Origin of the sequence: Synechococcus sp. ROS8604, from assembly GCF_014279655.1 — a bacterium.
In the GTDB taxonomy this organism is placed as follows: Bacteria; Cyanobacteriota; Cyanobacteriia; order PCC-6307; family Cyanobiaceae; genus Synechococcus_C.
In genome coordinates, this window is the sequence record NZ_CP047946.1 from 2329377 (window position 1) to 2349732 (window position 20356).

The 20356-nt window shown below is 58.5% G+C and carries 25 protein-coding genes; 19 read left to right on the top strand and 6 right to left on the bottom strand.

Features of this window, described 5'->3' with window-relative positions:
- The first annotated feature begins 161 nt into the window (after positions 1-161).
- The 6 genes from SynROS8604_RS12615 to SynROS8604_RS12640 all read left to right on the top strand — a co-directional run bounded on the left by SynROS8604_RS12615 (position 162) and on the right by SynROS8604_RS12640 (position 4818).
- Positions 162-647, top strand: coding sequence for an allophycocyanin subunit alpha (locus SynROS8604_RS12615; RefSeq protein ID WP_006854330.1), 486 nt, complete (start codon positions 162-164; stop codon positions 645-647).
- A gap of 40 nt (positions 648-687) precedes the next feature.
- Positions 688-1176, top strand: coding sequence for an allophycocyanin subunit beta (apcB, locus tag SynROS8604_RS12620; RefSeq protein WP_006854331.1), 489 nt, complete (start codon positions 688-690; stop codon positions 1174-1176).
- Positions 1176-1376, top strand: a complete 201-nt coding sequence (locus tag SynROS8604_RS12625) for a phycobilisome linker polypeptide (RefSeq protein WP_006854332.1) — start codon at positions 1176-1178, stop codon at positions 1374-1376. Before apcB ends, SynROS8604_RS12625 begins: the two co-directional genes overlap by 1 nt.
- A 121-nt stretch (positions 1377-1497) precedes the next feature.
- Positions 1498-2748 carry an FtsW/RodA/SpoVE family cell cycle protein gene (locus tag SynROS8604_RS12630; protein WP_186544247.1) on the top strand — a complete coding sequence of 417 codons (1251 nt, stop codon included), beginning with the start codon at positions 1498-1500 and terminating at the stop codon, positions 2746-2748.
- An 89-nt stretch (positions 2749-2837) separates the two neighbouring features.
- Positions 2838-3506: a cytochrome c biogenesis CcdA family protein gene (locus SynROS8604_RS12635; protein WP_186545978.1), complete on the top strand. Its 669-nt coding sequence runs from the start codon at positions 2838-2840 to the stop codon at positions 3504-3506.
- Positions 3507-3510: 4 nt separating this feature from the next.
- Positions 3511-4818: a cytochrome c biogenesis protein ResB gene (locus SynROS8604_RS12640; protein WP_186544248.1), complete on the top strand. Its 1308-nt coding sequence runs from the start codon at positions 3511-3513 to the stop codon at positions 4816-4818.
- Here SynROS8604_RS12640 and queF read toward each other — a convergent pair.
- Positions 4790-5200, bottom strand: a complete 411-nt coding sequence (queF, locus tag SynROS8604_RS12645; RefSeq protein ID WP_186544249.1) for a preQ(1) synthase — start codon at positions 5198-5200, stop codon at positions 4790-4792. The two genes, SynROS8604_RS12640 and queF, sit on opposite strands and share 29 nt — an antisense overlap.
- Before the next feature lie 150 nt (positions 5201-5350).
- On the opposite strand from queF, the gene SynROS8604_RS12650 reads away from it, so the two are divergent.
- Positions 5351-5578 (top strand): hypothetical protein, encoded by a 228-nt coding sequence (locus SynROS8604_RS12650; protein WP_186544250.1) that lies wholly within the window; start codon positions 5351-5353, stop codon positions 5576-5578.
- 31 nt (positions 5579-5609) lie between these two features.
- Positions 5610-5948 carry a P-II family nitrogen regulator gene (locus SynROS8604_RS12655; RefSeq protein ID WP_186544251.1) on the top strand — a complete coding sequence of 113 codons (339 nt, stop codon included), beginning with the start codon at positions 5610-5612 and terminating at the stop codon, positions 5946-5948.
- Here the strand turns inward: SynROS8604_RS12655 and SynROS8604_RS12660 are convergent.
- A complete protein-coding gene (locus SynROS8604_RS12660; RefSeq protein WP_186544252.1) occupies positions 5937-6755 on the bottom strand; it encodes a TlyA family RNA methyltransferase in 819 nt (272 codons plus the stop codon). The two genes, SynROS8604_RS12655 and SynROS8604_RS12660, sit on opposite strands and share 12 nt — an antisense overlap.
- Positions 6756-6853: 98 nt before the next feature.
- On the opposite strand from SynROS8604_RS12660, the gene SynROS8604_RS12665 reads away from it, so the two are divergent.
- The 4 genes from SynROS8604_RS12665 (at position 6854) to fumC (ending at position 9972) form a co-directional block, all read left to right on the top strand.
- Positions 6854-7117, top strand: coding sequence for a hypothetical protein (locus tag SynROS8604_RS12665; RefSeq protein WP_186546101.1), 264 nt, complete (start codon positions 6854-6856; stop codon positions 7115-7117).
- A gap of 65 nt (positions 7118-7182) precedes the next feature.
- Entirely contained in the window at positions 7183-8478 is a 1296-nt protein-coding gene (gene purB, locus SynROS8604_RS12670; RefSeq protein ID WP_186544253.1) for an adenylosuccinate lyase, read from the top strand.
- 4 nt (positions 8479-8482) lie between these two features.
- On the top strand, positions 8483-8584 hold the full coding sequence (locus SynROS8604_RS12675) for an adenylosuccinate lyase (RefSeq protein ID WP_186544254.1): 102 nt from the start codon (positions 8483-8485) through the stop codon (positions 8582-8584).
- Positions 8581-9972, top strand: coding sequence for a class II fumarate hydratase (fumC, locus tag SynROS8604_RS12680; protein ID WP_186544255.1), 1392 nt, complete (start codon positions 8581-8583; stop codon positions 9970-9972). The genes SynROS8604_RS12675 and fumC overlap by 4 nt, the downstream gene beginning before the upstream one ends.
- Positions 9973-10013: 41 nt before the next feature.
- Here fumC and SynROS8604_RS12685 read toward each other — a convergent pair whose 3' ends face one another.
- Entirely contained in the window at positions 10014-12749 is a 2736-nt protein-coding gene (locus tag SynROS8604_RS12685; protein ID WP_186544256.1) for an RNA helicase, read from the bottom strand.
- Between the two features lie 48 nt (positions 12750-12797).
- Here SynROS8604_RS12685 and SynROS8604_RS12690 point away from each other — a divergent pair, with 48 nt between their 5' ends.
- The 6 genes from SynROS8604_RS12690 to bioA are packed head-to-tail and all read left to right on the top strand — an operon-like array spanning position 12798 to position 17593.
- Positions 12798-13955: an aminotransferase class I/II-fold pyridoxal phosphate-dependent enzyme gene (locus SynROS8604_RS12690; RefSeq protein WP_186544257.1), complete on the top strand. Its 1158-nt coding sequence runs from the start codon at positions 12798-12800 to the stop codon at positions 13953-13955.
- A gap of 9 nt (positions 13956-13964) precedes the next feature.
- Positions 13965-14690 carry an alpha/beta fold hydrolase gene (locus tag SynROS8604_RS12695; RefSeq protein WP_186544258.1) on the top strand — a complete coding sequence of 242 codons (726 nt, stop codon included), beginning with the start codon at positions 13965-13967 and terminating at the stop codon, positions 14688-14690.
- Positions 14687-15442, top strand: a complete 756-nt coding sequence (locus SynROS8604_RS12700; RefSeq protein WP_186544259.1) for a methyltransferase domain-containing protein — start codon at positions 14687-14689, stop codon at positions 15440-15442. The genes SynROS8604_RS12695 and SynROS8604_RS12700 overlap by 4 nt, the downstream gene beginning before the upstream one ends.
- Complete coding sequence (gene bioD, locus SynROS8604_RS12705; RefSeq protein ID WP_186544260.1) at positions 15439-16104, top strand: dethiobiotin synthase; 666 nt, start codon at positions 15439-15441, stop codon at positions 16102-16104. Before SynROS8604_RS12700 ends, bioD begins: the two co-directional genes overlap by 4 nt.
- Positions 16101-16256: a hypothetical protein gene (locus SynROS8604_RS12710; protein ID WP_186544261.1), complete on the top strand. Its 156-nt coding sequence runs from the start codon at positions 16101-16103 to the stop codon at positions 16254-16256. Before bioD ends, SynROS8604_RS12710 begins: the two co-directional genes overlap by 4 nt.
- A 44-nt stretch (positions 16257-16300) precedes the next feature.
- Complete coding sequence (gene bioA / locus SynROS8604_RS12715; protein WP_186545979.1) at positions 16301-17593, top strand: adenosylmethionine--8-amino-7-oxononanoate transaminase; 1293 nt, start codon at positions 16301-16303, stop codon at positions 17591-17593.
- 4 nt (positions 17594-17597) lie between these two features.
- Here bioA and SynROS8604_RS12720 read toward each other — a convergent pair whose 3' ends face one another.
- Positions 17598-17855, bottom strand: a complete 258-nt coding sequence (locus SynROS8604_RS12720) for a DUF3143 domain-containing protein (RefSeq protein ID WP_186544262.1) — start codon at positions 17853-17855, stop codon at positions 17598-17600.
- Positions 17806-18336: a J domain-containing protein gene (locus tag SynROS8604_RS12725; protein ID WP_186545980.1), complete on the bottom strand. Its 531-nt coding sequence runs from the start codon at positions 18334-18336 to the stop codon at positions 17806-17808. Before SynROS8604_RS12725 ends, SynROS8604_RS12720 begins: the two co-directional genes overlap by 50 nt.
- Before the next feature lie 62 nt (positions 18337-18398).
- Between SynROS8604_RS12725 and rsmG the strand changes: the two genes are divergently transcribed.
- Positions 18399-19163 (top strand): 16S rRNA (guanine(527)-N(7))-methyltransferase RsmG, encoded by a 765-nt coding sequence (gene rsmG, locus SynROS8604_RS12730; RefSeq protein WP_186544263.1) that lies wholly within the window; start codon positions 18399-18401, stop codon positions 19161-19163.
- Here rsmG and SynROS8604_RS12735 read toward each other — a convergent pair.
- A complete protein-coding gene (locus SynROS8604_RS12735) occupies positions 19139-20356 on the bottom strand; it encodes an aldo/keto reductase (protein WP_186544264.1) in 1218 nt (405 codons plus the stop codon). The two genes, rsmG and SynROS8604_RS12735, sit on opposite strands and share 25 nt — an antisense overlap.

A 20356-nucleotide genomic window follows, 5' to 3' on the forward strand; every position in this document is an offset into this window, starting at 1 on the left:
ACAGATACAACATCTGCGGGCCTTTCGACTCGGATCTTCCGATCCACCCCCCTTGCGGCACTTAAGCTGCTCCACGATCTCCTCGGAGATCTCCCCACACACCCATCACTCACCGGATATCGGTCTCCTACGGGCGGCCGCTTGTTTCGAGGTAGAACTGCATGAGCATCGTCTCCAACTCGATCATCAACGCGGATGCCGAAGCCCGCTATCTAAGCCCTGGCGAACTGGACCAAATCAAGTCCTTCGTCAGTGGTGGCCAGCGTCGCCTGCGTGTTGCCCAGGTTCTCAGCGAGAGCAGGGAGCGCATCGTCAAAACAGCAGGCGGCCAGCTTTTCCAAAAGCGTCCTGATGTCATCTCTCCAGGCGGTAACGCCTACGGAGAAGAGATGACCGCAACCTGTTTGCGAGACATGGATTACTACCTTCGCCTTGTCACCTACGGCGTCGTGGCAGGCGATGTCACTCCGATCGAAGAGATTGGCGTCATTGGTGCCCGTGAGCTGTATCGCTCCCTTGGCACTCCTCTTGAAGCCATGGCTGAGTCCGTGCGCGAAATGAAGTCAGTCGCCATGGGCATCCTCACCGGCTCAGACGCCGAAGAGGCTGGTTTTTACTTCGATTACGTGATTGGCTCCCTCGCCTAAATCAACGAAACCATCTCTCTCCACGTCATTCCTCTGATCCATGCAAGACGCGATTACCAACGTCATCAACAAGTCGGACGTTCAGGGCCTGTATCTGGACACCACGTCCATGACCAGCCTCGAGTCGTATTTCGCCAGCGGCGAACTGCGTGTTAAGGCTGCCGCCACCATTAGCGCTAACGCCTCTTCGATCATCAAAGATGCGGTTGCCAAGGCCTTGCTGTACTCGGACATCACACGTCCAGGCGGCAACATGTACACCACGCGTCGCTATGCAGCTTGCATTCGCGACCTGGATTACTACTTGCGCTATTCCACCTACGCGATGCTCGCTGGTGACACCTCCATCCTTGATGAGCGTGTCCTGAACGGTCTTAAGGAGACCTACAACTCCTTGGGCGTGCCGATCGGCGCAACCGTCCAAGCCATCCAAGCTATGAAGGAAGTCACGGCTTCCCTGGTTGGCCCTGATGCCGGCAAGGAGATGGGTGTCTACTTCGACTACATCTGTTCTGGTCTCGGCAACTGATGCGTCTCTTCAAGGTCACGGCCTGCATCCCCTCGCCCGAGAAGGTTCGTTCACAGCGTGAGCTGCAAAACACCTTCTTCACCAAGTGGGTGCCCTACGAGAGCTGGTTCGCTGAACAACAGCGAATCCAGAAGCAAGGTGGCCGCATCATCAAAGTTGAACTTTGTACCGGTGGCCGTCAGGTCAACGTTGGTAACTAACCACCGAGGCGTTTCATTGCATCACTCCAACCCGGCCTTGGCCGGGTTTTTTGTTGTCTTGGCTTGGCAAAACGTTCAGAGGGCGGCTCAATAGGAGCTGTACTCTTCATCTCTTCATCTCTTGAGCGACACCAGCGTGACCTCCAGAAGGAGCCGACCCACGCGGAAGAGGGCTGGGGCTTTGAAAGGCCCTAAGGACTCAACGTCTCGTCCGCGTGGATTCTGGCAAAGGTTGTTGCCTCTCGATTGGTCCCTTTGGCCAACAGAGGCGAGGCTCCTCCTGAGTCTGACTGCCATCTGGTGCATTGCTGGATTGTTGGTCCTGGCATCCGCCAGCTGGTGGGTAGCCGCTCGCGAGCAAGGAGAAGGGGCTTACTACCTCAAACGCCAACTGGTCTGGATGGTGGCTAGCTGGAGCCTGATGGCCTTCGTTGCTTCCACTACGCTGAGACGTTGGCTCAAGATCGCCGGTCCTGGCCTATGGATCGGCTGCCTGATGGTGGCAGCCACATTGGTGATGGGAACCACGGTGAATGGAGCCAGTCGCTGGCTGGTGATCGGTCCCATCCAGGTCCAGCCTTCAGAGTTGGTGAAACCATTCGTCGTTCTTCAAGCTGCCAATCTCTTCGCCCATTGGAAGCGAAGCGCACTCGATCAAAAACTGATCTGGCTAGCAAGCTTCGCCATCCTCGTTCTGCTGATTCTTAAACAGCCGAATCTGAGTACCGCAGCACTGATCGGTCTGTTGATCTGGTTGATGGCGTTTTCAGCGGGGCTTCCCTTGCTTCAGCTGTTTGGAACCGCACTAGCTGGAGGCATGCTCGGAATCAGCAGCATCCTGATTAACGAGTACCAGCGGATCAGAGTGATCTCGTTTCTCAATCCTTGGAACGACCCCCAGGGCGATGGTTATCAACTCATTCAAAGCCTGTTGGCGATTGGTTCAGGAGGCATTTTTGGCCAGGGATTCGGCCTTTCAACCCAGAAACTGCAATACCTGCCAATCCAAAGCACAGATTTCATCTTCGCTGTCTACGCCGAAGAGTTCGGTTTCGTGGGGTCTGTGATGTTGCTGGTATTTCTGATGTTGATGGGCTTCTTGGGTCTTCGTGTTGCCTTGCGTTGCCGAAGCAATCAGGCAAGGCTGACAGCCATTGGCTGTTCGACCCTTCTGGTTGGACAATCACTCATGAATATTGCCGTGGCCTCCGGTGCCATGCCCACAACAGGCCTCCCCCTCCCACTGGTCAGCTACGGAGGCAATTCATTGCTCTCGAGCATGGTGATTATTGGCCTGTTGATCCGCTGCTCACTCGAATCCACGGGCTTAATCGGTGGTCGCGGCCTCCGAGAGCAACAGCGTCGTGGATAAGGTGATCTTGAATTGATCCCGGCCTCACCGGTACAACCATTTTCTCATTCGAGCTGGCTTTGTCCGACCTTGCCCGCAGCAGCGAGCAACTGCTCAGCCATGCGCTGCAGCAGCCTGGTCCCATCACGGTGGCTCTTGTCTTTGCAGGAGGAGCTTTAACCAGCCTGGGGCCATGTTCCCTGTCGTTGCTGCCAATCACACTCGCCTACCTAGCAGGCTTTGATAGCCAGCAGAAACCTTGGCAACGCAGCCTGTCGTTTTGCGCTGGCATCGTTGGCGCCCTGGTTGTGCTGGGAAGCCTGAGTGGTTTGCTCGGCCGCATTTACGGCCAAGTTCCCGGTTTGATCCCAACTCTTGTTGCGGCGTTGGCAGTGGTGATGGGACTCAATCTGCTTGGAGTGGTTCGAATTCCCCTTCCAGCCGGGCCGGACCCGATGCGTTGGACCAGCAGGGTGCCCGCTCCGCTTGCCCCGGTGACAGCCGGGTTGGCATTTGGGCTTGCTGCTTCACCCTGCACAACCCCCGTACTCGCCGTCCTGCTCGGCTGGATTGCCAGCACGGGACGCCCCCTTCTCGGCGTGCTGATGCTCACAAGCTTTGGGATTGGTCAAGTGCTGCCTCTCATGCTTGCGGGCAACTTGGCAGCCTCCCTGCCGCGCTTGCTGGCGTTACGCCCCATCGGCCGGTGGGTTCCACCGATCAGTGGCGTGATCCTTCTTGCCACAGGCACTCTCACCTTGCTAGCGAGATTGACCTGATCCGATGCCTGCACTTCGCCGACTCTTCGCGCTGCTCTCCGATCTTCGTTTGGCGATCCTGCTCCTTCTGCTCATTGCAGGAGCCAGTGCCCTTGGGACCATTCTTCCGCAGAACGAAGCGCCTGATTTGTATCTCGAGCGTTTCAATGCGGACCCATGGCTCGGATTGATCAACGGCGAGCAGATGTTGCAACTGCAGCTGGACAGCATCTATTCCAGCGTGTGGTTTTTAAGCCTTTTGGCATGGCTGGGGTTGGCCTTGATCCTCTGCAGCTGGCGTCGTCAATGGCCAGCGCTGCTCGCCACCATGCGCTGGATTGACTATCGCCAACCCAGGCAGCTGAGCAAGTTGGCACTGGCCGAATCAATTCGCTGTTCCAACGGTGCATCGGCCCTAGACGCGCTGAGTTCCCACCTCCAGCAGCAAGGCTGGGCGGTCCAGAGGCATGAGGATCGGCTTGCGGCGCGGCGTGGCGTGATTGGGAAGGTAGGGCCCCTGTTGGTTCACACCGGCTTGGTCCTGCTGCTTATCGGGGCTGCATGGGGAGCACTGGCTGGAAATCGCTTGGAACGCTTCCTTGCCCCTGGCCGAGCTCTCGATCTTCTAGACCCGTCTGGAAACAACAGGCTCTCGCTGACCCTCGAGCGCTTCGAGATTGAGCGTGATCCAGCAGGACGCACCGAACAATTTCGCTCAACGCTGAGGCTCGATCCGCCAGGAGGCCCCTCAGAGCAGCGCATGATCAGCGTGAATCATCCACTCCGCTATCGAGGGATGACGGTCTATCAAGCGGATTGGTCGCTTGCTGCGATCACCGTACAAATCGGCAAGAGCCCTGAATTGCAATTACCTCTTCGGAGTTTTCCCGAGCTCGGTGAACAAATTTGGGGTCTTGTGCTTCCCACACGGCCGGATGGATCTGAGCCAGTGCTGATGAGCACAAGCAGCGAACAAGGCCCTGTTCAGGTGTTCGATGCCGACGGATCGCTGCTCGGCAACCTGCGACCTGGCGGAGCATCCACTGAAATCAAAGGATTACCCCTGAGGGTGGCCGACATCATGCCCGCCAGCGGACTGCTCCTTAAGCGTGACCCTGGCGTCCCACTGGTTTATGCAGGCTTTGCGATCACACTGCTTGGCGGAGGACTCAGCTTGATCGCAACCCGACAACTCTGGGCCGTGCTTGACCCAGAAACCTTGCAGCCATCCCACAGAAAGCTGCACATCGGCGGACTATGCAATCGCAATCTCGCTGGCTTCGCGGCTGAATTACCAGTCCTGATCAGCAGGGTTGACGGCTCCCATGACTGACCCTCACAACCGTGTGAACGTTGCCACGAGGGTTGAAATCAGCTTCTAGCTCCATCCATACAGGGGCACAGGCCGCGACGAGATCATCAAGAATTTTGTTCGCCACCTCTTCATGAGAAATCGAAGTGTTGCGGTAATGATTGACGTACAACTTGATCGCTTTCAGCTCGACCACCCGAGGTCCCGGCTGATAAATCAAGCGCAACACCGCGAAATCCGGGTAACCCGAGAACGGGCAGAGGCAGGTAAATTCCGGCAATTCGATCGACACCTCATAAGGGCGCCCAGGCCTTGGGTTGTCGAAACAGATCAACTCGGCATCTGCAATAGCCCTTTCGCCATACAGCGGAGTCTTGGTGAGCTCAGTGCCGGTTTTGCTCATAAAACGAATACGGAAATCTTTAGCGCTCGACCTTAAAGCCAGCCCTCCACAACCGCTGCGTGAACCTCTGTGCTGTTTGATTTGGTATCGATACGTACAACACGTGGGCCGAAATGCAGGCCTAATGGTTATGAAATGAATGTGTATGCGATGGATCTCAGACTGATTAGCGAAGGACAGGCCTTCCGACTCCAGCCTGAGAGCGTCCACGGCATGCTCTGGCTCCAAACGCATTTTGAAAAGTCTCACTGGGAGCTTCTGGCTGAGGGCCTTGCCACGCTGAGCCCAGTCAATGTCGATGAGCTGATTGAGGACGCTTCGAACGCCGGATTGAACCTTTCTCCTCTTCCGGCCCTGTCATCTCAGCTCAATTCCTGACACACTCGAAAGATCGATTACTAACAATTCCATGAAAAAGGTCGAAGCCATCATCCGTCCCTTCAAGCTTGAAGATGTCAAGTTGGCGTTGGTCAATGCCGGCATCGTCGGCATGACCGTGAGCGAAGTGCGCGGATTCGGTCGTCAGAAGGGGCAAGTGGAGCGCTATCGCGGTTCTGAATTCACTGTTGAGTTTCTGCAGAAGCTGAAAGTTGAGGTTGTGATCGACGATGACCGCGTCGATGATGTGATCAACGCCATTGCAGAAGCAGCAAAAACAGGCGAGATCGGCGATGGCAAGATTTTTGTCTCCCCAGTCGAAACCGTGGTACGCATTCGTACAGGCGATCGCGACAGTTCAGCCCTCTGATTGCAGAGTGTCCTGAACCACCTTCCGAACCACTTCATCAGAGAGGTGGTCTTGATCATGCTCGCCTAACCACAACAAGTACTCGTGGTTGCCGGCTGGACCGGTAATCGGAGACCCCACAACTCCCTGGGCATTCCAGCCCAGGGAGTGTGCCGCGGAGATCACTGATGCAATGGCATCCCTGTGAGCCAAACCATCTCGCACCACTCCGCCCTTCCCCACCCGTTCGCGTCCCACCTCAAACTGAGGCTTAACCAGCACCAAGGCTTCGCTTCCCTGCGGTTCCAACAAGGCGCGAATCGCCGGAAGCACGAGTGCCAAAGAGATAAACGACACATCTGCGACAGCCAGGGTGGGAAGAACGTCATCAGGCCCGTAAAGCTCAGCTGCGCTCAATCGACGCAAATTGGTGCGCTCCCTGAGCACAACCCTTTCATCCGTGCGCAAACTCCAGGCCGTCTGGCCATAGCCAACGTCGATGCCATACACCTGACGGGCACCATGTTGCAGTAAGCAATCGGTGAAGCCACCCGTCGAAATTCCCCCATCAAGGCAGGTGCGCCCCTCCACCTGGACAGGGAAAGCCTCCAACGCTGCCAGCAACTTTTCACCCCCTCTCGACACAAACCGAGGAGGCTGCTCCACGATCAACGCAAGATCGAGCAAAACCGTGTGACCTGGCTTATCGAGCAGCTGGCCGCGATGGTCTCTGACCTTGCCGGCGCGAATGAGTTGTTGTGCTTGCTGACGAGATGCCGCCAAACCCAACGTCAGCATGTGGAGATCTAAACGCTGTTTACGAGCCATTTCGACATGAAAGCACCGTGAAACCGAAACAAATACCGGAGTTCCTCCCCGGGTTCAGCAGACCTCCCTGAAGATCTTCGCAAGCCGCACGCAAGTCCGTGTCAGCCAACAACGTCTTCAATATCAAAAGCGGACTCCGCCCATCCCTTCGGGCCAGATTCTGTCGCAAGTCCAGCGAGGCTTCGAACCGCGTCCTCGAGCTCTTGGCCCCAGGCTCATTCGTCACCCTCGACAACCACCCCAAGGATCTCCCCCCCTTTCAAGTGATCGAATGTCGGGGAGGCCTGTGCTGGGTCCGTCAGCAAGCCTGGGGACAGAATGTTCAATGGGAAGTGGAGCATCGCCGCCTCACCTCTGCTTAACGCCACACGCCATATCCCAGCCTTCAGCGCCATACATTGGTTGAGTTGTCGCCACGCGCTGGCCCTTGATCGAGAGATACACCCTGCCCGAGATGGGCGAGATCTGGACAGACCGGGCCAAATACCAAAGTTGGCTGGATGTTGAGGTTGCGGCCTGTGAGGCCAACTGCAGGCTTGGTCGTGTCCCCAAGGACGCGATGCAAACGATTAGCGAACAGTCGGCGTTTGAACCGGAGCGGATCCTTGAGATCGAGGCCGAGGTCCGCCATGACGTGATCGCCTTCTTGACCAATGTGAACGAGCACGTTGGCGATGCAGGGCGTTACATCCACGTCGGCATGACCAGTAGCGACGTCCTTGATACAGGCCTAGCGCTGCAGTTGAAAGCCTCCGTCGCTCTCCTGCGCCAAGAGTTGGCGGCCTTGGACGCCGCGATTGCCAAGCTGGCGGTGGAACACAAAGCCACCGTGATGATCGGCCGTTCCCACGCGATCCATGGAGAACCGATCACCTTTGGCTTCAAACTGGCTGGCTGGCTGGCTGAAACCCGCCGCAATGGTGAACGTCTGGCTCGCCTGGAGCGTGATGTGGCCGTAGGCCAGGTGAGCGGAGCGATGGGCACCTACGCCAATACGGATCCAGAGGTGGAGAAGATCACCTGCGACATTCTCGGCCTCACTCCCGACACGGCGAGCACCCAGGTGATCTCTCGCGATCGCCACGCGGACTACGTGCAGGTCCTAGCCCTGGTTGGGGCCTCGCTCGATCGCTTCTCCACCGAAATTCGCAACCTGCAGCGCACCGATGTTCTGGAGGTCGAAGAAAGCTTCGCTAAGGGGCAAAAAGGCAGCTCGGCCATGCCCCATAAACGCAATCCGATACGCAGCGAACGAATCAGCGGGTTAGCGCGCGTGCTGCGCAGCTACGTGGTGGCAGCCCTGGAGAACGTGGCTCTCTGGCACGAACGTGACATCAGCCACAGCTCAACGGAACGGATGATGCTGCCGGACTGCTCTGTGACCCTGCACTTCATGCTGCGTGAGATGACCGCCGTCATCTCTGGCCTCGGGGTTTACCCAGAGAACATGGTCCGCAACATGAACGTCTACGGAGGCGTGGTCTTCAGCCAACGGGTCCTGCTCGCCCTCGTGGATGGTGGAATGAGCCGGGAGGATGCTTATCAAGTGGTTCAGCGCAACGCCCACAGCGCTTGGAACACCAACGGTGGTGACTTCCGCGCCAACCTTCAGAGCGATCCTGAGGTCAGCAACAAGCTCAATGCAGACCAACTGGCGGAGTGCTTCAGCACCGAGCTGCACCAAGCCAACCTGGGGGTGGTCTGGGACCGACTCGGACTCTGAGTGAATGTTCTGGACTCCTTATGCCGACTGGATTTATGTGGTGGTGAGCGTGAGTGGGATGCTGCTCATCATCTTGCTGGTGCTTCGCCCTGACGCCAAGTCATGACCCAAACAACTAGGACCGAACACGACAGCATGGGACCGGTCAAGGTCCCCTCTGAGGCCCTCTGGGGGGCACAGACCCAGCGGTCTCTCCAAAACTTCGCCATCAGCGATGACCGCGTTCCTATTGATCTGATCCATGCCTTAGCGCAAATCAAACAGGCGGCGGCGATTGTGAACGCTCGCCTGGGCGTGTTGGATGACCACCGACGCGACCTGATCGTGAAGGTGGCTGCTGACATTGCCAAGGGGCATCACGACGATCAGTTCCCCCTGAGGGTTTGGCAAACCGGTAGCGGCACCCAAACGAACATGAACGTCAATGAGGTGATCAGCAACCTGGTATCCCAGGGCGAAGGAGAGCCTTTAGGCAGCCATCAGCCTGTTCATCCAAACGATCACGTCAACCGTTCTCAGTCGACCAACGACGCCTTCCCGGCAGCGATCCACATCGCTGCCGCCGCAGGCATTGAGCACAGACTGTTGCCGGAAGTCCAACGTCTGTGCGAAGCTTTTGCCGCCAAAAGTGAGGCTTGGCAAGACATCGTGAAGATTGGCCGCACCCATCTGCAGGACGCGGTGCCGCTCACCCTTGGCCAAGAAGCGTCGGCCTGGCGGGATCAACTCGGCAGTGCCGGGAAGCGCATTGAAGCAGCGCTGCAGGAGCTGTACCCACTCCCGCTCGGCGGCACCGCCGTTGGAACAGGCCTGAACGCCCCGGAAGGATTCGCCGACCAGGCAGCGACTGAACTGGCGCGGCTGAGCGGCTTGCCCTTGGTCTCGGCACCAAACAAATTTGCGGTGATGGCAAGCCATGACGGGCTGGTGAATGCCATGGGCCAGTTGCGACTCCTCGCGGTGAGCTTGCTGAAGATCGCCAACGACCTCCGTCTCCTCGCCTGTGGCCCACGTGCAGGCCTAGCGGAGCTGCACCTACCTGAGAACGAACCCGGTAGTTCGATCATGCCTGGCAAGGTGAACCCCACCCAGTGCGAGGCGATGGCCATGGTTTGCACCCAGGTGATCGGCCTCGATGCAGCCGTTGCGATGGCCGGTGCCGGAGGCCACCTGCAAATGAATGTCTACAAACCCCTGATCGGCTTCAACCTGCTGCAAACCATCAAGCTGCTTACCGATGCCTGCCATTCCTTCCGAGTGGCCATGGTGGAAGGCATTGAACCCAACCGCAGTCGCATCCAACGCGATGTAGAGCAATCCCTGATGCTCGTGACGCCACTGGCCCCTGTGATCGGTTACGACAAGGCCAGTGCGATCGCAAAATACGCCCACGAGCAAGGGACAAGCTTGCGCGATGCAGCCCTAGAGCTGGGCTATGTGAATGCGACGGAGTTCGATCGAATTGTCGATCCCGCGGCCATGACGAACCCTTGATGGGCGCCATTCGCAAAAGCAGGGCACGCCCTGCAGCGATCTCAGGCAGCCCGCTCCGTGGCCGCATTGAGACCGCTGGATTCGGCAGCCGCGGCCTTGAGCAGCTGATCAGCCTCCGCCACGGGGAAGCGATTAATCGCGGTTAAGGCCGCACGGGCGTTCTTGCGCAGCTGCTCACTAATCGCCTCGCAATAAGGCACCTGGGCCAATAAATCCACCGTGCGCCGCATGATCCGCACCACATCTCCTTCATCCAACGAGGTGTTAGCGATCAGATCATTCCAGGTTGTCCCCTTGGCCCAAGCCTCCACCAATCCCATCAATTCAGGCTCCCACCAAGCTGGCACCACCACTTTGAAGCGGTCCTGAGCCCGCAAAAGCTCCCGACGGATCCCCGACAAATCATGCAGGGCCTCTTCTGCAAGAGGAGGCGCCGGGAATGCGCTCCAAAGATCTGGCCGATTCACCTCCGTGCTGATGGCCTCAAACACTGCGGCTAGTTCTGCTGGAGGCAACTCGTCGAGATGACCGCTCATCAGTGCCAGGCCAAGCCAGAGCTCGTTATCGCCACGAAGAGCGGCAACGGTGCGACCGATCTCCGTAGGTTCCAACGCATCCAGGCAGCCAAAGTGCCGCAGGATCTCAATGAGAGCCAAAAAGGTCTCCCAGTGCCGGTTGGAGCGGTGATGGAGCAATTGCTCGCGCTCACGAATTTCATGTTCAAGATCTTCCATGCGTCTCCGGTGCTTCTTGAGTTGCTTGCGATCCCCCCAGCGATGAGCCGGATGCCCCTCTAGCTGATCCTCCAACTCCTGGACGAGGCGAACTTGCGACAACACTTCGCCAGCCAAGTCGTACTGAGCGGTGGTCATGTCATGACGCCTTGCCATGTGAGCCACCGCCAAAGCCAAACGGCCACTGTCCTGATCGCCATGACGGAGCTCACCAGCACGGCTGAGATCAGGCGACGTCACGCCATCAACCTGCAAACAACTCAATTCCGCATGCAAACTCACCACCCCCTGGCAGGGCAACAGCATCCAGACGTTGTCCTGCGTTAGGCAAAGCAACAATGGGAACTGCCCTGGGCCATCGCATTTCTCCACGATCACGGCCGGCGTGACCCCTCCTCGCAGCCGTGGAGATTTAAGGCTCACCAACGTTCCAACGCTTGCGAACTGGAGGGCAATCGTGAGTTCGTGGGCCAGGGTTTCTTCTGCCTGCTGCTGAAGAATCCTGAGCAGTCGCCTCTCCTCGCGGACACGGCCACGCTGTTTTTCGTAGTCCTCAAAGTCTTCCCAAGGCACGTCACCAGCCGTGCCTTGCAGTTGGGCAAGCTGCATCTGCAACGCACCCAGATGGTCTTCTTCCTCCACCAAATCCAAGCTGGCGAGGTAGCGACCAAAGCTCCGCTCTACCAGCTCTCTGGCCTTGGCCAAGTCATGTCGCTGCAGCAGGTTGAGCACCATGCCGTAGCTGGGGGTGAATTGACTCACCAAAGGATCAGAAGGGCTCGTGGCCAGCTGAGCCGCCTCACGCACCCCCTCAAATCGACTCTGAACAGTCACCACATAGCCCTGGGTATCTAAGCCGCGACGGCCGGCGCGCCCAGCCATTTGCAGAAATTCACTGGCCATGAGGGGGCGATGCCCCCGTTCGGTGCGCTTCGAAAGGGATGCGATCACCGTGCTGCGCGCCGGCATATTGATGCCCGCTGCCAATGTTTCGGTGGCAAACACCACCTTCACCAACCCCTGCTGAAACAACTCCTCGATCAGCTCTTTCCACGCAGGCAGCACGCCGGCGTGATGGGATGCGATCCCACGCAGCAAGGCATCAGCATGCAAACCATCGCGAACGGCCTCCGGATTTGCGGCTGTGTAAGCCTCAAGCCGGTCCCGAATAATGGCTTGCTCAGCCTCGCTGACCAGGCACTGCACCCCTAGGTCGCGAACAGCCTTGTCACACCCACGGCGACTGAAGATGAAATAGATGGCGGGGAGCATCTCCCGTTGCGCCATTTGCGCCACCACAAAACTGATCGGCGGTGCTTCCGGCTGAGGCGGTCTTGGCGAGCGACCTTTGCGCTTGTGCCCTTTTGGCGCACGCCAAACCTTGCAATTGGGATGGATTCCAGTCCCCTGTTCATTCAAAAGTGGATGGAGCCCCTTGGCACTACAAAAACTGAACTGCAGAGGGACAGGACGAAAATCACTGAGCACCAGACGCGTTGGACCGTGCACCTTCTCGATCCAATCGGTGAGTTGCCCCGCATTGGCAACGGTGGCGGACAACGCCACCAGTTGGACAGAAGGCGGACAGTGAATGATCGATTCTTCCCAGACGGTTCCCCGCTGGGAATCATTCATGTAATGGCACTCATCGAGCACGACCGACTCCACATCGGCAAGCGGATCGTCATGCTCATCCGCTTCTGCGTACAGCATGTTGCGGAAAATCTCGGTGGTCATCACCACCACCCGTGCCTCGCGGTTAACGCTCAGGTCACCGGTCATCAGGCCAACATTTTCAGCCCCAAACTGTTCACGAAAATCGCGCAGCTTTTGATTGGATAAGGCCTTGAGCGGTGTTGTGTAAAAGACCTTTTGGCCATGGGCAATGGCCCGATGAATCGCGTACTCGCCCACCAGCGTCTTGCCTGATCCCGTGGGCGCACTCACAACAACGGAATGCCCTTGATTCAAGGCATCAATTGATTCCAACTGGAACCCATCCAAAGGGAATGGGAACAGCTGGGAAACATCCGGTGACACCATGTTCGGATCCTAGGGATTGTGCGAGCAGAGAGCAGCAAACTGACTCCCATGAGCAGCCCGTCTCAAGCACGCCGACGCCAGCTACGCACCTGGAGGCCCAATCCAGATGGATCAGGGCTGCTGCCGGTCAACGCAATCGATCAAGAAGGGGAAGCGTCGCCGTGTCTGGTGGATTTAGCCAGCAACGATTACCTCAATCTGGCTCAGCACTCAGAGCTCATCGCGGCAGCGACAGAAGAAATCAAACGAAGCGGCGTGGGGGCCGGTGGGTCCAGGCTGGTGAGCGGCAGCCGCCCGGTGCATGACCAACTCGAGCAAGAGCTCGCGCACTGGTTGAATCGAGATCGCGTTCTGCTCTACCCAAGCGGCTTTCAAGCCAATCTTGCCGCCGTTCTTGCCCTTGCCGACCGCCATACGCCAGTTCTGGCGGACCGGCTCTGCCATCACTCCCTCCTCACAGGCGTGCAAGCCAGTGGTGCCAAGCTTCAGCGCTTTGCCCACAACGACCTCATCGATCTGAACCGCAAGTTGGAGCGCTGCCGGGATCGACACCCAGAGCAGCAACCCTTGGTGATCACGGAGAGCCTGTTCAGCATGGAGGGCACCAGTCCCAACCTGAGTGCCATGGCAGAGCTCTGCTCCAGCCATGCTGCCCGACTCCTGGTCGATGAAGCCCATGCCCTGGGCGTCCTGGGGGATGGGGGACGTGGTCTCAGCCATGCCTTACCGACCAAGGCCGTCACCCTGCTCAGTGGCACCTTCGGCAAAGCCTTTGGAAGCGGCGGTGCGTTTCTGGCCTGCGATGGAGATCTCGGCGAAACCCTGCTCCAAACCAGTGGCGCCTTTCGCTACACAACAGCGTTGGCACCACCCCTTGCCGCGGCCGCTCTTGCTGCATTAACGCTGATGCAACGCCATCCCCATTGGTCGACAGAGCTCATCGCAACGAGCCAGCACTGGCGCTCCGCTCTCGCTGCCGCTGGTTGGACGCGTCCAGGTGGGGTCGGTCCGATTCTGCCCCTGGTGATCGGTCCAGACCAAGCAGCCCTCGACCGCCAACAAACCCTGGAAGCCGAAGGGCTGTTGAGCATTGCCATCCGCCCCCCCACCGTGCCCGAAGGAACGGCACGACTCCGTCTGGTGGTGCGTCGGAACCTGCCCGATGGGACATTGGACGCACTGCTGCACGCCCTTTCTTTCGGCTGATAGGACCCGATGAAACAGGTCATCGCCATGCATGGCTGGAGCGGAGACAGCCATTCATGGGTGTCCTGGATCCGGCATTTCAACCATCACCACTGGTCTTGGCAAAGCGGTGAACGGGGTTATGGCAAACGCCAGGAGCACATGCCCTTTTGGCAAGACGATCAAGAGCCAACAGAACGGCAAAGCCGCGTGGTGATTGCTCACTCCCTAGGAGCGCATCTGCTCCCGGATGCCGTGCTCGCCCACGCCACCGATGTGGTGTTGCTGGCAAGCTTTTCCAGATTTGTGCCGCAAGGAGCCAAAGGTCGCGCTCTCAAAACCGGTTTAAAAAGCATGCGCCGCTGTCTTGGCAGCGACGCTGAAGCCGAGATGCTCACGAACTTTTTGAGGCGGGCGGCAGCGCCATCGCCAGCAGACGGCCTTCCACGCGGCCCCATCCATGAGGGGCTGTCGCACGAGGGCCGTCAACGCCTAACCGACGACTTGGATCTGCTCATCGCCAGCGCAGAGTTACCGCCAGGGCTGCAGGCATCCAGCAGAGTGCTGGTGGTCGAAGCACAACAAGACGCCATCGTGGTGCCTGCCGCCAGACAGGAACTGCGCGATGCCATTCAGACCCGCCTCCAGCATCCAGCGGAGCACTGGTTCATGCCCGGCAGCGGGCATGCCCTGTTGGTGCCAGATCTTCTGATGCGCATCCAACGCTGGCTTGATCAGCCCCCTAGAGAGCGATGAGCAACACCTGGGGAGAGAAGGTTCTACAAAGCTTCGATGGCGCAGCAACCCAATACAACCGGGCCGCCCGTCTGCAAACGGCCATGGCCTGGCGACTCGCCGGGCACTGCCAGCGATTACCCATTCCATCAGGACGCTGGTTGGATCTCGGGAGTGGAACGGGATTGCTTGCCGATACCATCGAACAACGCAACCCCGGCAGGGTGGTGGAGCGCATCGATGGAAGCCCGTCCATGCTGGCCCGCAACTCCCGTCCAGACCACACGCAGCTGTGGGATTTAAATCAGTCCCTCCAAGCCTGGGACGACGCTCCAACGCTGATCGCCTCCAGTTTCTGCCTCCACTGGTTGTCCGATCCCGGCATAAGACTGCAGCACTGGTTCGAGTGTTTAGCCCCAGGTGGCTGGTTAATCGTGGCGCTGCCGGTTGAAGGTTGCTTCCCGCAATGGCACACGGCGGCACGCCAAGCGGCCGTCCCCTGCTCAGCACTGCGCTTCCCAACCAGCGAAGCGTTGATGGCGTCGTTACCCAAACAGCAGATCAGACGCCAACAGCAGCTCCGCTTCAGCGAACAAGCGAGCCAGATCACAGCTCTATTGCGGCCCATGCAAACCATTGGCGCGGGCAGCAGCACGCGCTCCGCTCTCAGCGTGAAGCAATGGCGTCAGCTGAGCGCCCACTGGCCTGAGCGTTCTGCTCAAGGACAAGTCAGATTGACCTGGTTGATCCAACTCCTGGTGCTCGAGCGATGAACACGCCTCCGCTTCGATTGGTGATTTGCGGAACCGACACCGATGTCGGGAAAACGATTGTCAGCGCCCTCTTTGTTCAAGGCTTCGAAGCCACCTATTGGAAGCCGGTCCAAAGCGGAACCGAAGGCAGTGGTGATCGTCAACGGGTGATCGATCTTCTCGAGCTTCCACAGGAGCGATGGCACCCAGAAGCCTATGCATTTCAAGCTCCCGTCTCTCCGCACTGGGCTGCGGAACGAGAGGGAAAATGCATCGATCCAGACCAGCTCAAACTGCCAGCCATCGCTGGTCCGTTGGTCGTGGAGACCGCTGGAGGCCTGATGGTGCCACTCACACGCCAGTGGTTACAAATCCAACAATTGGAACGGTGGCAGCTTCCGGTGGTGTTGGTAGCCCGCAGTGAACTGGGCACCTTGAACCACACGCTTCTCAGCCTAGAAGCCCTAAGGAAACGGAACATTCCGATCCTTGGGCTGGTGATCAATGGTCCTGCCCATGCCGACAACCCCCGCACCCTGAACGAACTCGGCCAGATTCCTTTGCTGTGCGAATTACCACCGCTGGAGCAACTCAATGCCGCGGCCCTAGCGAGGCAATGGCATGTTCAGAACGTGAAAGCTAAGGTCGAAACCGAGATCAATCGTTTACGGGCTTCGAGATGAATCGCCGTCAGACCGGAGCCGCCGTGGCTATAGCCCTCCTTTGCGCGGGGATTTTGGTGTTATTCACCGACGTCGAAGTCGGACTGGTGCGTTGGTTTAACTGTGGCCCGATCGCCACGGAAGCGGAACAAAACAGTGAGATGTGCCGCTGACATCAGCACAGACGAATCCATCCACTGGCAGCTGCGACGACGAAGTGCCTCAGAACCACCATCCCCACCTTTGGCCTCCGTTCACCCAGGTCTCGACAACGCCTCCCTTAGAGAAAGTGCTTCGAGGAGATGGTGCCCTTCTTTACCGCGCTGAAGGGCCTCCGTTAATCGATGCAATCAGCAGCTGGTGGGTCACCTTGCATGGGCATGCCCACCCTCATGTCGCAGCTGCCATCGCTCGTCAGGCAGAAACCCTTGAGCAGGTTATTTTCGCTGAATTCACGCACCCTCAAGCGGAACGGCTCGCCGATCGCTTAGCAGCCAAAACCGGATTGGAGCGGGTATTTTTCTCCGACAACGGTTCCACCGCCGTTGAGGTGGCACTCAAAATCGCGATTCAGTGGTGGCACAACAAGGGAGAGCCAAGGCAGCAGGTCATCGCATTCGACGGCGCGTATCACGGAGATACGTTTGGAGCGATGGCCGTCGGAGCACGCAGCCTGTTCAGTGAACCCTTTGACCCCTTGTTGTTTCCGGTCGCCCGCATCCCATGGCCGGCAACTTGGTGGGACGACGATCAGGTTGAACAGCATGAACAAACGGCCCTGAACCAGCTCGAACAAGCCCTCAAGACACCTACCGCGGCGGTGATCCTCGAGCCGCTTGTCCAGGGCGCGGGAGGCATGAGCATGGTGCGTCCAACCTTTCTGCAAGAGGTAGAAAAGCGTGTTCGCAACGCTGGAACCTTGTTGATCGCCGACGAAGTCCTGACAGGATTTGGGCGTTGCGGTGATTTTTTGGCGACCCAACGGGCAGGGGTCAAACCCGATCTCGTCGCGCTATCCAAAGGCCTGACCGCTGGATTTCTTCCCATGGGAATCACCATGGCCAGCAGCGCTGTTTTCGACGCCTTCGTTGGCAAGGACCCGAGCTTGACGCTTTGGCATGGCCACAGTTTCACCGCCAACCCCCTGGGGTGTGCGGCAGCGAACGCCAGTCTGGATCTCCTCGAAGCAGAACCAGAGAAATACCTGGGGTTTGAGGCGAGACATCAATCGCGCCTAGAGGGATTGGCACGCCACCCAGGCATCAAGCGTGTTCGCGTAACGGGGACCATCGCAGCCTTTGATCTCGTCGTCACAGACCAAGAGGGTTACCTCAACCCTGCTGGAAAAGTGCTGCGCTGGCTGGCGAGAGACCGGGGCGTCCTGGTTCGGCCTCTCGGTCAGGTGGTGTATCTGCTTCCACCGCTTTGCATCAGCGATGAGCAGCTCGATCACTGCTACTCCGTTCTCCAGGAAGCGCTCGACATTCTGCAAACACAAGCCACGAACTGAGTTCTCAGGGCCCTAGACGCAGGGCCGCCTCGACATCAGCGCGGGACAGTCCATAGGGGAACAGGCAGGGGCGAGGCGCCTCATTCGGACTCCAGATCACCGCGAGATCCGTTTGTTGCAGACGGATCTCAGCCGTCCATCCCTCCTGCTGCCATGACCAGCCACACGGATCGTTGTCTAGCCGCTGCGCTCCAAGCTGCTGGAGCCAATGCTCAAGAGCTTGGAGCGAGTGCTGATTCAAAGGAGTTTCGGCTGGAGGCATCGACACCATCAAGGACTTCCTTAATCAACGGCTCGTCTTGAGTCTGCTCGGCCACCAGCCAACTGGGCTGAACCTGAAGCTCCATGCCCCGACTCCAGGCGACCCCAACTCCCAGCGATAGGCACAAAAGCAAGGCCCCGAGCAACATCAACAGCGACAACCACTCCCCACCTGAAAGGGGTCGCCGCTCACCAATCGCCGTTGCAGAAGACACGGCTGGGGATGGCAGCGGAGCGTGCTGCTGTTGCCAGAGCTGATCCTGCTGGATTAATTGAGCGTCATAGAGCCGCCGCAACGAGGGATCCGCCAACTGGTCATAGGCCTCACGCAACAGCTGAAATTGGCGCGCTGCTTCCGCGGCCGGCAAGGTCGTGGTGTCGGGATGAACCGACTTACTGAGCCGTCGAAAGGCGCGACGTAGCGTCTCGGCGTCGACTCCACGGCCGACTCCCAACCGTTCGTAATGGGTCGAGGCCGACATCAGGTCTTCTTCGAGCCGAATCACGAAGGTGCATTGTAGGAAGAGTCGCTGCCCTGGCAGCCATGCCAGAAGCAAACAGCTTTTCTGATGCCGGGCCTGACCTATGGGAGTGTCTGGGCTGGCAACCCAATGACACCCAGCTCTCACAACTCAAAGAGCTACAAGCCCTGCTGCGCCATTGGAACAGCAGGGTGAATCTCACCCGTTTAGTGGAGAACGAAGAGTTCTGGATCGCCCAGGTCTTTGACAGCCTTTGGCCTCTTGAGAAGGAGCTACGCACCCCCGATCTGACCCGTCGCTGCATCGATGTGGGAACGGGAGGTGGGTTCCCTGGACTGGCTGTTGCCATCGCCCTACCTGGGACCACGCTCACCCTTGTTGATTCCGTCGGCCGCAAAACTGCAGCGGTGGAAGCCATGGCCAACGCGCTTGGCTTAGGAAAGCGCGTGGACGTGCGCACCGAGCGCGTAGAGGTGACCGGTCAGGAGCGGGCTTGTCGTGGGACGTTCGATTTAGCGATGGCCAGAGCCGTCGCCACACCCCCGGTGGTAGCCGAGTATCTCGTGCCCCTTTTGAGCCTTCAAGGCCAGGCGCTGCTCTATCGCGGCCATTGGAGCGACGACGACAAAACAAACCTCAAACGAGCCTTGGTTCCACTCAAAGCCAAACTTGCCGACTGCAAGCAAATCAACCTGCCAGCCGGTCGGGGGCTGCGCACATTGATTCGAATTGAGCCCTTGGCACCTTGCCCCAAGAGCTATCCCCGACCCGTTGGACTACCCAGCCGTCTTCCCCTCGGGACTCAGGCTGACGACAAGCGTTCCTGAGGAACGCCGCCCACCCGTTCCTTTAACCCCCTAAGGATGCCTGGGATCGTTTCAGCCCAGGGGCTTTGGTTCAAAACAGATCGGAGCTCACTCTCGCTGACCTCCTGATCAAAAGCATCGGCGTTCGCACCAGGAGCCCAATGTCCTGCATGACCAAGAATTCCATAACGCGCCTGGGCATAACTCTCTAAATCCCACGCTTCCATCAAATTGTGGAGCCAGAGCAACACAGGGAGGTTGATCCCCCCTGGCGTGTCTTTCCAATGGGGCAACCCCTCACGCCAGGTCATCAGCCAAGGCTCACCAAGAGCCCGCAGAGCTTGCGCATGCAAACGGTCTTGAATCGGAGCGATCAGCGCTTCAGCGCTATCGAGTTGCCCCACAGCTTCAAGATGAAGATCAAGATCACCCGGCCTGGATGCGCCAACACTGATGGTGTGAACGCGGGGATCACGCAGGCAGAACAGATCGTTAAACACGATCGGGTGCAGGGGAGCGCAGAGCTGCTTCAACAGCAGCGAAGGGGTATGCAGATGGCCACCTTTATCGGTGGGGCTAATGATGAACACGCCCATGTCGTGACGTTGAGCTGCGTTCAACGCGGGGTCGTTGTCTTGCCGGATGTAATACCAATGCAAGTTCACGTAATCGAAGGCATCGGAGTTGATCGCAGCTTCGATGACACTGGTTTCGCCATGGGTCGAGAAGCCCACATGGTCGATCCGGCCCTCTCGCTGCCAGCGGCGGACCACCTCCATACAGCCCCCTGGTCGCAGCGTTTGCTCCAGATGATCCAAGCGGTTGATGCCATGGATGGCCAGCAACTCAATGCGCTGAACGTTTAAGCGCTCCAGGCTGAGTTCAAGCTCGGCTTCAAACACCGCAGGGTCCTCCCTGGGCGGCACCTTGGTTTGAAGGATGCGATCTGGATCAGGGGCAAGGGGAAGGGCCCAGCCCAGTTGTCGTTCGGAGCTGCCGTAATGACGCGCGGTTTCTAGATGGTGAAACCCAAGCTCTACCGCACGGCGGAGGGTGACCTCCACCGTGCGTTGAGACTCCTGAGTAATCCCGTTCGCCTCAAGATCCGACCAGCTTTGCTGAAAACGCATGCCGCCCAGGGACAAAACGGGCATCGCCAGCTCTGTGCGACCAAAGCGTCGTGTTGGCAAAGCCGGGAAAGCCAGGGATGACAT